Source organism: Rickettsia philipii str. 364D (genome assembly GCF_000283995.1).
Classification (GTDB): domain Bacteria; phylum Pseudomonadota; class Alphaproteobacteria; order Rickettsiales; family Rickettsiaceae; genus Rickettsia; species Rickettsia rickettsii.
The window spans coordinates 1242492-1256264 of sequence record NC_016930.1 but is presented as its reverse complement, the minus strand read 5'-3'; the positions used below and the strand labels follow the sequence as shown (position 1 = coordinate 1256264).

Genomic DNA, 13773 nt, shown 5'->3' with positions numbered 1-13773 from the left:
CCTTGTCTAAGCGGATTCTGTTATGTCATGCCTGCGAAAGCAGGAATGACATCGAATACTGTTTGCAATGATGTTGGCATTATTTCTCATATAACAATAGCAACAAATTAGTAATCTTATGGAAATTAAAGATTTTGACTTTGAGAAAAAGCGTAAAATTTTCCACCTATTGGCTATAATATTTCCGCTGCTTTATTTATTTATTCCAAGAACCGCTATTACGTTATTATTATTTATAATAACGGCTATTACATTATATTTAGATGTATCACGTCATAATAATGCAAAAATTAGCGAATTTGTAACTAGATTTTTTTCAAAAGTTATAAGGCTTGAAGAAAATAACGGTTCTTTTGCTTTAAGCGGCGTTAGCTTTATGATGATCGGTTTTTTCTTAACTGCTCTTCTTTTCCCTAAAAATTTAGTGATTTGTTCGTGGTTGATTTTAATTATTTCAGATTGTTTAGCGGCTCTTGTCGGCGTTAAAATAGGAAATAGCTTAGGTAACGGTAAATCTATAGCCGGTTCTATTACCTTTTTAGCTTCTGCAATTTTTATAAGTATATTAGTGTATTTCTATTTAGGATATAATACAAGTTTTATTAGTATTATTATAAGCTGCATAGGGGCTACATTAGCTGAATTTTATTCAAAAGATTTAAGAATTAACGATAATTTGTCTATACCGCTTTCTTATTGTCTTTCTACAGCTATTCTTTCCTACATATTGTAATATAATGAGAGTTGCACCAGAATTTTATGAGTTCTTAAGAAACCGTATTAACATATCGGATGTAGTGCGGCAAAAAGTAGCTTTAACTAGAAAATCCGGTAACTATGTAGGTTTATGTCCCTTCCATCAAGAAAAGACCCCATCTTTTACGGTTAGTAATAGTAAGAGATTTTTCTATTGTTTTGGTTGTAAAGCAGCCGGTGACGTTATAAAATTTACTTCTAATATTAGCGGTTTATCTTATAATGAGTCTGCTATAAAGCTTGCAATCGATTACGGTATAGAGATACCGAAATTAACTGCAAAACAGAAAGAATTTTATGAAGAATCCGATGAAATTCTAAATATTTTAGAACTCGCCAATAAGTTTTTCAGGACACAATTAACACCTGAAATATTACATTATCTACACGAAAGGGGTATTACCGAAGAAACAGTAAAAGAGTTTTCAATAGGTTTTGCCCCGAAGAATAATAAATTTGAAAAATTTTTTCACGATAAAAATATAGATATTATAAAACTTGGTAAAGCAGGGCTAATCGGCAAGCGAGAAAACGGTGAAATATATAATTTATTTTCTAACCGTATTACTATTCCAATTAGAAATATTTACAATAAAATTGTAGGCTTTGGCGGTAGAGTACTAGGGGAGGGGCTGCCTAAATACTTAAATTCACCTGAAACTACAGTATTTCAAAAAAGTGAAACTCTATACGGTGAGCATAAAGCGATAAGCAGTAGCTATAAAAAAAATCATTCGATTTTAGTAGAAGGTTATTTTGATGTTATAGCACTACATCAAGCAGGTTTTAGTGAAACGGTTGCGAGTCTCGGTACTAGCGTTACTGAGAATCACTTACATAAATTATGGCGTGCTGGCGATGAAATTATATTATGTCTTGACGGAGATAATGCAGGCATAAAAGCTAGTATAAGAACTATTAACTTAGCATTACCGCTTATTAATAGTGAAAAGAAAATTTCTTTTATTAGGTTACCCAGCGGACTTGATCCCGACGATGCAGTAAATAAAAACGGTGCTGATTTTTTTGCAAAGCTTATAGATAAAAGAATAAGCTTATCAGAAATGATTTGGCATATTGAGTATAGCGGCAAGAGTTTTAAAACTGCGGAAGAAAAAGCTAATTTAGAGAAAAATTTAAAAAATTATTGCAGCAAAATATCGGATAGTGATTTAAAAGTAAGTTATTACAGGTTTTTTAAAGATCAAATATGGCAAAATTTAGTTACAAAGCAGAAGAAAGCTACAACTAAAAACTCAAATTTGGCTCCTATAATTTCAAGTCACGGCTATTCGGAGCTTGAAATACTAGAACACGCTTTTTGTGCTTTGTTGGTTAAATTTCCTATAATACTTGAAGAAAAAGATATTAGAGATTTCATCTTAAATTTAAATTTTAATAATAAATCGCTTGAAGAATTCCGTAATTGGTATTTAAACGAGATTATAGATAATAACGTAGAAGCAAGTGAAATTACTGCAATTGTGGAAAAAACTAGCTTTTTTGATATTTTTTTATTATTATCAAAGACGGATAATTTGTTTTTAGATATCTCATGTAATAAAAATAATATCAGACTGGATTTATTATGGCAGTGGCTACATAAGAAATATTATCTAATAAATTTACAACAAGAATACGCTATTACCATAAACAGTACTGACAATCACGACTTTGAAAAAGTTTTACTATATAAAAAAGAAATTCTGAAGATTGCAAATGAACTGCAAGTTTTAAACGAATCTTTTATTAATCACACGATAACTTAATTATTTCAAACTTCTTTTAAAAGAAAAAAGCATATAGGTATTTAATGAGCAATAGCAATATAGACAATGATCTAGATAAAATAGATAGTTTACTTAAAAAAGCTAAATCTAAAAAGATACCGGTCACTTATGATGATATAAACAACGCTCTTCCTCTTAATAAAAATCCTTCAATAAGACAATTAGAGGAAGCTATATTAAAATTTTCCGATGCAGGAGTAGATATTTTAGAATCTAATGAAGATGATGAAATTAAGCTTGATATCGGAATGGATGAAGAATTTAAGCTATCTACCAATGTTGATAATGAACCTGAGGATGAGGTAGAAGAAGAAAATATAGGTACTACCGATGATCCTGTAAGATTATATCTTAAGGATATGGGGGGAGTCGATCTTTTAACTCGTGAACATGAAGTAGAAATAGCAAAAAGGATTGAGGAAGGACATAAAACAATGACTGCTTCCTTATGTAGAAGCCCTATTGCTATGCGTTGTTTTATAGTATGGTATGAAGATTTAGTTAATGAAAAAATGTTACTACGTGATCTGATAGATTTAGAAGCTAACATGTTACATGACGAAACACCCGAAAATGATGAAGAACATAGTAGTGAGACCGAAGGAGAAGAGCATGAGGATAATCACTTATCTATGTCTAGAGTAGAAACGCAGATATTACCTAATATTATAGAGCGTATGAAAAAGATTGCTTTTATCTGCGAAGAGCTACTCATTGAAGCTAAAAAATGTTATGAGAAATCTTTTGAGCCGAAGGTTTTACAAAATAGCAAAAAATATAATAATTTGGAATTATTAATAAATGAAGTTTCGGAAATACATTTTAATTCTAAAAGAACGGAAGAAATTTTAGGTAAGATGTATGGAATAAATCGTGATTTAATTAATAAAGAAACAGCTTTTTTAAAACTTGCTGAAAAATATGGAGTAACTCGCCAAAATTTCCTTGATGAATATATAGGATCGGTTATCAATGCAGCATGGAAAGAAAAAATGCTGAAAAATAAAAAAGTCGCTTGGAAAGAGTTAATGACTAAAGAATCGGATTATATAGATCAAATGATTGCTGAATTATCGGTTATAGAATCTAAAACCGGTCTTTTAGTTAATGATTTTAAAAAACTAGTGAATACTATACAAAAAAGCGAGAGACAAACGCTACAAGCAAAAAAAGATATGATAGAAGCGAATTTACGTTTAGTTATATCTATTGCTAAAAAATACGCTAATAGAGGATTGCAGTTTTTAGATTTAATTCAAGAAGGTAATATAGGACTTATGAAAGCAGTGGATAAATTTGAATATCGCCGTGGTTATAAATTCTCTACCTATGCTACGTGGTGGATTAGACAAGCTATAACAAGAGCTATTGCCGATCAAGCAAGGACTATACGTATTCCTGTGCATATGATTGAAACAATTAATAAGATACTACGTACTTCAAGACAAATGCTTAATGAACTCGGATACGAACCAACAGCAATGGAAATCGCTAACCGTCTTTCAATGCCGCTTGATAAAGTGCGTAAAGTCATGAAAATAGCTAAAGAACCTATAAGTCTTGAGAATCCCGTAGGTGATGATAGTGACGGCGGTCAATTAGGCGATTTTATCGAAGATAAGAATGCAGTAGCACCGATTGATGCAGCAATTCAGTCAAATTTACGAGAAGTTACCACTAGAGTACTTGCCACCCTTACGCCTCGTGAAGAAAGAGTGCTTAGAATGCGTTTCGGTATAGGTATGAATACTGACCATACATTAGAAGAAGTAGGGCAGCAATTTAAAGTAACTAGAGAACGTATAAGACAAATCGAGTCAAAAGCTTTAAGAAAGTTACAACATCCTATTAGATCCAAAAAACTTAATAGCTTTAGAAGCGGAGGAAAGCGTGGTGATGGTAATCCATCGGATTTACTAGAAGCATGATAATACTTATACTGTCATCCCGTGATTTGGGATCTCAGGACACGGGCTGTGATACAAGATCCCGTGGTCAAGCCACGGGATGACAGTGGGCTATTATGTATCGATATAAAATTACCATTGAATATTTAGGCACGGATCTTGCAGGTTGGCAAAGACAAGCAGGAGTAATGTCGGTACAGCAGATATTAGAAGAAGCGATTTATAAATTTTCCGGTGAACAGGTGATATTGTTTGGGTCAGGAAGGACAGATGCCGGTGTTCATGCTGTAGGTCAAGTAGCACATTTTGATCTTTCAAAATATTTAGAACCTCACAAAATTATTACAGCTATCAACTATTTTGCAAGACCCTATGCCGTAGGAGTATGGAATTGTGAATTAGCCCCCAATGATTTTCATGCTAGGTTTTCGGCTACCTCTCGTTATTATATATATAGAATTATTAATAGACCTTATCCATCGGTAATTGATTTAAATAGAGCATGGTGGATTAGTTCACCTTTAGATGTTTCGGCTATGCAACAAGCTGCCGCCTATCTATTAGGCAAACATGATTTTACTTCATTTAGGGCTAGCTCATGTCAATCAAAATCACCGATTAAAACTTTAACTGAACTTAATATTATTAAAGAAGACGAAGAAATAAAATTATATCTTTCAGCCCCGTCATTTTTGCATCATATGGTACGTAATATTGTTGGCAGTTTAGTACTTGTTGGTAAAAATATTTGGCAGGCAGAACAAATTAAAGATGTTTTAGAAGCCAAAGATAGAAAAGCCGCTGGTCCTACTGCTCCCGCCTCCGGTCTTTATTTTGTGAAAGCAGCGTATTAACAACCATAAATTTTGTCATTACAATGCCTCCCTGCATAGGCATTGTTATGTGGATACCACCTTGTCATTGCGAGGAAATTACGAAGTAATCTCAGGATATTTGACGAAATTGCCACACAAGTACTACGGTTGCTCACAATGACAACCGGGTATCCATCTACAAAGCACACTCGTAATGACGTCCTAAATTAGTACACTACGACACTGTCAATAAACTGTATAATTTTTCATGGATGTTAGTTAGCTTACCTATATCATTTCCACCGGCTTGAGCAAGGCTTGCTTGTCCACCTCCGCCGCTGCCACCTAAGAATAAAGAAAGTTTTTTTGCAATTATATCTGCATTGTATTTGTCTGTTATAGCTTTACTCACCGCAACCGTAATAGATAATTTACCAATTCCCTCGGCAATATATACCATTATCAAATCTTCTACTTTTTTTGTTAAATTTTCGGCAGCTTGACGTAATATTTTATTGTCTATATTTCCTACTTTTTTATATAATAGTTTTATTCCTGTTATTTGTGCAGCTTGCTTTTCAATTTGCTCTATACTTAAATCTAAACTAGCTAAAAGAGTTTTTTCTAACTCTTTCTCAACTTCCTTGTTACGCTCTAAGATATTATTAACCTTAGTAATAAGTTCATTTTTATTAGTTTTGAAACTGCTTTCTATCGATTTAAGTAAACTATCCTTTTCTCTCATTAATGTAATTACGAATTCACCGCAAACTGCTTCAATTCTACGAACACCTGCTGCTATAGCACTTTCGCTTGTGATTTTAAAGCAACCGATGTCACCGGTACGTCTGACATGCGTACCGCCGCATAATTCTAAAGAAGTCTCACCCATCTTAACTACTCTTACTTCAGAGTCGTATTTCTCGCCAAACAGTGCCATAGCTCCTTGTTTAATTGCATCTTCAGTTGCCATTAATGTAGTAGTTACTTCATGATTATCTCTAATAATCTCATTTACCTTATCTTCGATTAAAGTGATTTCTTCATTAGTCACAGCTTTAGAATGGCTAATATCAAAGCGTAAATAAGTCGGAGCGACTAACGAACCTTTTTGAGTAACATGTTTCCCAAGTACCTCATGCAGTACTGCATGTAATATATGCGTTGCCGAATGATGAATTCTTAAATTTTGCCTATATCTTATGTCTATACTAAAATTAGCATTCTCGCCTACGTTAATCTGCCCCTTTTTCAAAATACATTTGTGGACTATAATAGAACCTAAATATTTTAAAGTATCTATTACTTCTACTTCAGAATCTTTTGCAGATATCGTTCCGATGTCACCTATTTGACCGCCTGATTCACCGTAGAAAGGAGTTTGGTTGCTGATTAGTAGGAATTGTGTATCTATTTCTTTTATATCATTAACTAAATTATTATTTTTGATTAATGCAATTATTTTACATTTTGCTTCATTAAGTGTATATCCTAAAAACTCCGTGCTACCATGTTGCTCTTTGATATCAAACCACAACTGATTGGTTTTTGATTCACCGGAGCCAAGCCAAGATTTTCTAGCACGTTCTTTTTGCATAAGCATTTGTCCTTCAAACCCTTTGTGATCAACGGCAATATCACGGTTTTTTAGAATATCTTCGGTTAAATCAAGCGGAAATCCGTAAGTATCGTATAGTTTAAATGCTACTTCTCCTGATAATTTATTACCTTTTGTTAGCGTTTCTGTTTCTTCGGTAAGAAGTTTGAGACCACGTTCTAATGTGGCTTTAAATCTAATTTCTTCTTGTTCTAAGATACTGCTTATAAAGCTTTCTGCTCTTTTAAGTTCAGGATAAACATTCCCCATTAAATCAACAAGTTTTGGCAGTAATTTATACATTAAAGGTTCTTTTGACCCAAGCATATGAGCATGCCTCATGGATCTTCGCATAATGCGGCGAAGTACGTAACCACGCCCCTCATTTGAAGGAATAACGCCGTCAGCTATTAAAAAGCTACTTGCTCGTAAGTGGTCGGCAATAACTCGGTAAGAAAATTTAGCTTCTCCCTCTGCTTTCACTTTTACTATATTTTCGGTAAAATTAATTATTTCCTGAAATAAATCTATATCATAATTGTTGTTAACATGCTGTAATACTGCCGTCATACGCTCAAGACCCATACCGGTATCGATAGATTTTTGCGATAATTCTATGCTAGTATCTTTATCGATTTGTTCATATTGCATAAATACCATATTCCAAATCTCGATAAATCTATCACCGTCTTCATCTTTAGTACCAGGAAGTCCGCCATATATTTGTTCACCGTGGTCGTAAAAAATTTCGGAACAAGGACCGCAAGGGCCAGTATCACCCATTGACCAAAAATTATCGTTTGTTTTGATCTTTATGATGCGATCATCCCCAAAACCTGCTATTTTTTTCCAATAAGCAGCTGCTTCGTCATCAGTATGATAAATTGTTGCATAAAGCTTGTCTTTTGGGAGTTCAAATTCTTTAGTCAATAAATTCCAAGCGTAATATATGGCTTGTTCTTTAAAATAGTCACCGAATGAAAAATTACCTAGCATTTCAAAAAAGGTATGATGTCTTGCCGTATAACCGACATTCTCAAGGTCATTATGCTTGCCGCCGGCTCTAAGAGACTTTTGACTAGTTACCGCTTTGTTATAAGGTCTTTTTCCTTGTCCGGTAAAAACATTTTTAAATTGTACCATTCCGGAATTAACAAACATTAAGCTAGGGTCATTGTGTGGAATTAACGAGCTGGCCGGTACATGTGTATGATTATTTGCTTTAAAGTAAGTTATAAATTTACTTCTAACTTCTTCAGTGGTAAATTTAGTCATGGTAAGATATATTATTTAATGTTATGTCATTCCGGAGAGGATCATTTTTCGTCATGGCGAGGAAAATTACGTAGTAATTGTACGTACGCAATCTCGTGCCAAAGTCCTGAGATTGCCACGCTCCTTTTAGTCGTTCGCAATGACGGTTCAGGTATCCACGCAGAAATGACGTCCAGTATAGTAAAATACACTGAATTATGATTAAAATAAATTTATTTATGAAAAATATTTTTGATTCGATCAAATTACATTTTGTTCAATTTGCTACAAAATTAAAAATATTTTCTTTCAAAAGAAAAAAGATTGTGGTGTTACTAGGTAATAAAGGTGTATTTCTTAGTACTTTTCTCGATAATAAATTATTAGATAAATTATTTATCCCTACTCGGGAACAGATAGACTTAAATCCTTATAAAAACTTTTTTAGTAAATTTCCAAAAAGCGATATTTATTTTTTACTTGACGGCAGTGAATGTAAAACACGGCACGATCAAATACCTATATTACAGTCAATAGTTAAACTTGATCCTATTGAACAATTTATTGAAGGTTATTTTAATAAAGAAGACATTATAGCACATTGTGTTTACGAAATTACTACTACCCCAAGTGAAATTTGGTCGACTTTAATTATGTCGTGTCCATTTGAAACACCTTTAAGTGATATAATTTCATGCATTATAGATAAAAGATCTCTTGATTTAAAAGGAATTTACTTTTTAACGTTAGAGCTAAAAGTTATTATAAATAAAATAGTGCAGAATATAGAAAATGATAAATATAACGATTATTTTCAAATTTGTGTATATGCATCACAAGCTAGCGGTATAAAATTTATTATCAAACATAAAAATAATATAATAACAATTAGAAATCTTGAGTATCCATTTGATAAAACAATCGGCTATGTTCAAGGTATTATAGAACAAGAAATTAATGATTGTTTGATATTATTTAAAAACTATATAAGTAATCTTGACCAAAGAGTCTGTATAATTCTTATAGTAGATGAAGAGTTAAAATCTTTATTAGAATCAACAAACTTTGAAGAACGCCCTGTAATCTTTATACCGGTTGATAATATACTAAATAAGCAAACTCTAGAAAAAGAAAGATTTATAGATACGAATATTAGTAGACTGTTTCTAGAATATAAGAGTTTTCCCGCTTATAATAATAATTTAAAATCAATAAAAAAACTAGTTACTATAAAGGATCTGACATTTAAATTATATAGTGCATTACTTATAATATTAATATTAGTGGTTGGTATTATCAAATATAATACAAAACAAAATTACAAAGACATAAACTCTATTAATGAAAAATATTATGCAACAAATCAAGAATATGATGAGATCAAATATAAATATCCTTATATTAAAAATACTACTAGCCTAGCTGATTTATATGTAATAGAAAAATTACTAGAAGCACCGGTACCACTGCCGTTTGATTTACTTAAAAGGCTAATAATTACTTTAAATCCGGCTTTTAAATTAGAAGAAATTAAATGGGAATTAACAAATATAGATAATATTTTGTTAGTTTCTAAGAGACAATTAATAATCAAGTTAATACTTAAATATCATACTAATAATCTATCGGTATATGAATCTCTAAAGATGCTAGATGATCATATGACAAACGTAAAAAATAAATTATCTAATTTGCAGATAGATTATGTTATATATAAGGATAAAATACTTGATATATTCGGTAAGGTAGTAATTCCTTTATCGGTTAATATAGTTGATAATAAAACGTAATATTCCATGTCATTCCCACGTAGGCGGGAATGACATAAACCATGCAACGGCACTAATAACCCAAGGTAAAAATAATGTTTGAAAAATATATTATGTATTTAAAGAATCTTATATTTTTTCAATTTATTATATATTTCTTCTTTATTTCCTTAACTATTTGGATAATAAAAATTTTCCAGCAAGAATACAGTAAATCTATTCTTGATAAACAAGTTTTACAAGAAAATCTAACAGAGGAAGTTTTAAAGCTTTATTCTGTCATTAACTCTAAAGAAGAAATATTAGAATCGTACAAAAAATATGTAGATTTAAGCGTGCCAAGTAGTGTGAGTTACTTAAATTATCAAGAACTAATTCCTAAAATAAAAAGCTTAAGCAATAAATATGATTTAGTAGAACCTATAGATGTATTTATAAATTCAGTATTTTTTAAAAATAATGTTCAGGCGATTGAAGAAGAAGGTGAATCGATTTATGTAAATAATTATAGCATAAATATAAAATATGCATGTGCAGATTTTTTGACTTTTCTAAAAATATTTTCTGAAATTTATTCTTATATGCCTCCTAATACTCTTATATCTTTTGTACGAGTACGTAATGAAGAAGTATTAACACCTAAGAATATATATAAACTTTCAGTAAATCATGCTCCTAATCTTATTTATGCTAAATTGATATTATATATCAGAGAATTAGCCTCAAAATAAATTACCAAAATGAATAATGCAATAGTACTTAATAACGTAAATACTAATTTATTTAAAAAAGATATTGTTAATAATTTTGTCAATAATCTTATGAAATCTACTTGCTCTACTATTGCAAATATGCTTGCTATAGATTATACGCTAAGGCTTAATTCTAAACCAGAGGCTGAAAAATATATTAATAAATGTATTTCTAGACTCAAAAATTATTTAGGTATGCGGGTTATTAACGATGATAATTTTTCCGTAGCATTAGAGTTATTTGCAATAATGATTACTTCTGAAGACGAAAATGAGCAAAATAAGAATAATATTTTAGAGCAATCACAAGATATAATAGCAGCAAATCTTGTAGAAGTTTATTTTGGAGATGAAATAAATAGTACCGAAAAAGAAAAAATTAAAAATATATTTAAAACTCTTTTAAAAGAGAAGAATTTTGATAAAATAATAAATTATGCGGAGTCTCACAAAAAATTATTTAAGGCTTCTGTAATGTATGCAATGAAGAAATATAATAATATTGATGAAGCAACCATCTATATAAAGAAAGAATTTAATAAAATATTAGAGATGTCTTTAGTATTTACACAAAAAAGTAATATATTTAAACAAGCAACTGGAAAAATCGCCGGTGCTGTTTGTGCTTTATTAGTCGGAGCAATCAGTGTTGCGACTGCAGGAGCAGCTTTTTCTATAATAGTTGTACCGGCATCAATTTTTGCCGTCAGATATGCACCTGAACTTGGTGAAAAAATTGGAGGATTAATTTTGAATAATGATAATGCAATAAAACTAGAACAAAGCAATATAGATAAGTTTATGAAAACATTACAAAATGATAAAGAAAGTCTTCTATCTCAAGAAAAAACAAAAAACATCAAACAAAATATTAAAGTTTCTCCTTCTCAAATCAATGTTAAATTAACTAAGAAAGTGGTTAATGAAAAACATAGATAGGGTATAGTCATTGCGAGAAGAATTACGCAGTAATTCGACGAAGCAATCCAGTAAAAATTCTGTAAATCAGAATTGTTTTAATTATTTTTCTAGATTGCCACATCTCTACGCTCCTCGCAATGACGACTACGGTATCAACGCAAGCAAAGCTATTCGCATGAAATAAAGTTATTTTTACTTGAGAATATAAAATATTACTCTTATTATCTTTTTTTAAATCAATAAAATAACTTAATGAGAAAAGTAGTAATATCCGGTATGATCGGCAACGCTTTAGAATGGTATGATTATGCATTATATGCGCAATTTGCTTATATTATAGGGCAGCATTTTTTCCGGATCCAGAAATGCAAGAGACGTTAACTTTTGCGGTATTTGCTGCAGGCTTTGTAGTACGACCGCTCGGCGGTATTATTTTCGGTAATATAGGTGATAGATTCGGTAGACGTACTGCTTTGGTGATGGGTATTATAGCTATGGCAATACCGACGTCGGGATAGGGCTCTTACCAAGTTATAAAACTATTGGAATTGCCGCTCCTATTATTTTAACTATTATCAGACTCATACAAGGTTTTTCTTTAGGAGGGGAATTTAGCGGTTGTATTTCGTATATTGTAGAACATGCTTCGTTCGAGCAGCGAGGACTTGCGGGGAGTAGTTCATTTGTTAGTATGTGCAGCGGTATGCTGCTTGGACTTGGTACAGCAGCCGGTTTTTCTTATTTTATGCCTGCCGATATGCTATTTGAATGGGGTTGGAGGATACCTTTTATTGCCGGTTTATTTATTAGCTCCGTAGGTTTATATATTAGAAAGAACCTAGCAGAAAGTCCTATTTATAAAAAAGCTAAGGGAACAAGGCGTTTAGCACGTTTTCCTTTACGAGAAACATTAACAAAATACCCAAAAGCACTAATTATCGCACTTGGTCTGTATATTACCGTAACTGCTCCTTTTTATACTTCTACGGTTTTTATTGGTAATTTTATGCAAACACTCGGTTATACTAATCAGCAAAGCACAATTGTTAGTAGTATAATATTAATCGTAATGATGATAGTATTTCCTATATCTGCGTATGTTTCGGATAAGGTGGGGCGACGTCCTATACTAATATGGGGGATTATCTTGTTAATTTTATCAGTCTATCCTATTTTTGTAGTCTTAGGATCGATGAATTTTACTTTAGCTATAATATCTCAAGTAATATTTGCTGGAGTTATTAGCATCTATATGAGGCCTATTCCAATGGTTTTAGTAGAGATATTTCCGACTAGCATAAGATTTACCGGTGTTGCACTTTCATATAACCTTGCAGCTGCTATATTTGGCGGTACTGCTCCAATGTTAGCAATGATGTTAACGAAAGTGACTGGAGACAATTATGCTATTGCATATTATTTAATTGCACTTGCCTTGTTATCTTATATAATTCTAAAATTCTATAAAGAAACCTATAAAAAGAATCTAGTAAATTAATATGAGCGAAGTTTTTGAAATACCAAACGGTGAAAGCAAGGTTTTACTCCATTGTTGTTGTGCTCCTTGTGTTGGCCCTTTAATGGAAAAAATGATCGATACCGGCATTAAGTTTATGCTTTTTTTCTATAATCCTAATATTCATCCTAAAAAAGAATATGAGCTTCGTAAAAACGAAAATATTAAATTTGCCGAGAAACATAATATAGAATTTATCGATGCAGATTATGATCCACAAAATTGGTTTAGGCGTGCTAAAGGGATGGAGCTTGAGCCTGAGAGAGGTATACGCTGTACAATGTGTTTTGATATGCGTTTCGAGCGTACGGCTTTATATGCTTATGAGAACGGCTTTAAAGTTATAACTAGCTCGCTTGGTATTTCTAGATGGAAAGATATGAACCAAATTAATGAATCAGGAACTAGGGCGGCATCTCATTATGAAGGGGTGACCTATTGGACTTATAATTGGCGTAAAGATGGCGGTGCTAGCAGAATGTACGAAATTGCAAAAGAAGAGAACTTTTATAAACAAGAATTTTGCGGCTGTGTTTATTCTTTCCGTGATACTAACGATTGGCGAGTAGCAAACAATCGTCCTAAAATCGAGATCGGCAAGGAGTATTATTAAGACCTCAAATTAATAAAAAAATATTTTATTTTTTTGCATCTTTATATTCTAATAATCTAGACAATCTAGCTATATGAGGATTT

Annotated in this window: 9 protein-coding genes and 1 pseudogene; 9 read left to right on the top strand and 1 reads right to left on the bottom strand. The window is 31.9% G+C overall.

The window, feature by feature from the left end; all coding sequences use genetic code 11:
* Window positions 1–118 precede the first annotated feature (118 nt).
* The 4 genes from RSA_RS06580 to truA all read left to right on the top strand — a co-directional run bounded on the left by RSA_RS06580 (window position 119) and on the right by truA (window position 5307).
* The gene (locus RSA_RS06580) at window positions 119–733 is read left to right on the top strand and encodes a diacylglycerol/polyprenol kinase family protein (RefSeq protein ID WP_012151434.1); all 615 of its coding nucleotides are present in this window, start codon (window positions 119–121) and stop codon (window positions 731–733) included.
* A gap of 4 nt (window positions 734–737) precedes the next feature.
* Window positions 738–2525, top strand: coding sequence for a DNA primase (gene dnaG / locus RSA_RS06575; RefSeq protein ID WP_014365088.1), 1788 nt, complete (start codon window positions 738–740; stop codon window positions 2523–2525).
* Between the two features lie 44 nt (window positions 2526–2569).
* A complete protein-coding gene (gene rpoD, locus RSA_RS06570; RefSeq protein WP_014365087.1) occupies window positions 2570–4474 on the top strand; it encodes an RNA polymerase sigma factor RpoD in 1905 nt (634 codons plus the stop codon).
* A 95-nt stretch (window positions 4475–4569) separates the two neighbouring features.
* On the top strand, window positions 4570–5307 hold the full coding sequence (truA, locus tag RSA_RS06565; RefSeq protein WP_014365086.1) for a tRNA pseudouridine(38-40) synthase TruA: 738 nt from the start codon (window positions 4570–4572) through the stop codon (window positions 5305–5307).
* 196 nt (window positions 5308–5503) lie between these two features.
* Here truA and alaS read toward each other — a convergent pair whose 3' ends face one another.
* Window positions 5504–8140: an alanine--tRNA ligase gene (gene alaS, locus RSA_RS06560; protein WP_014365085.1), complete on the bottom strand. Its 2637-nt coding sequence runs from the start codon at window positions 8138–8140 to the stop codon at window positions 5504–5506.
* A 197-nt stretch (window positions 8141–8337) separates the two neighbouring features.
* On the opposite strand from alaS, the gene RSA_RS06555 reads away from it, so the two are divergent.
* The 5 genes and pseudogenes from RSA_RS06555 (at window position 8338) to RSA_RS06535 (ending at window position 13690) form a co-directional block, all read left to right on the top strand.
* Entirely contained in the window at window positions 8338–9909 is a 1572-nt protein-coding gene (locus RSA_RS06555) for a hypothetical protein (protein WP_014365084.1), read from the top strand.
* A 74-nt stretch (window positions 9910–9983) separates the two neighbouring features.
* Window positions 9984–10619: a hypothetical protein gene (locus RSA_RS06550; RefSeq protein WP_014365083.1), complete on the top strand. Its 636-nt coding sequence runs from the start codon at window positions 9984–9986 to the stop codon at window positions 10617–10619.
* A 9-nt stretch (window positions 10620–10628) separates the two neighbouring features.
* Window positions 10629–11579: an RP853 family protein gene (locus RSA_RS06545; RefSeq protein ID WP_014365082.1), complete on the top strand. Its 951-nt coding sequence runs from the start codon at window positions 10629–10631 to the stop codon at window positions 11577–11579.
* A 234-nt stretch (window positions 11580–11813) separates the two neighbouring features.
* Window positions 11814–13059: pseudogene (locus RSA_RS06540) on the top strand (metabolite/H+ symporter).
* Between the two features lies 1 nt (window position 13060).
* Complete coding sequence (locus RSA_RS06535) at window positions 13061–13690, top strand: epoxyqueuosine reductase QueH (RefSeq protein ID WP_012151426.1); 630 nt, start codon at window positions 13061–13063, stop codon at window positions 13688–13690.
* Window positions 13691–13773: the final 83 nt, after the last annotated feature.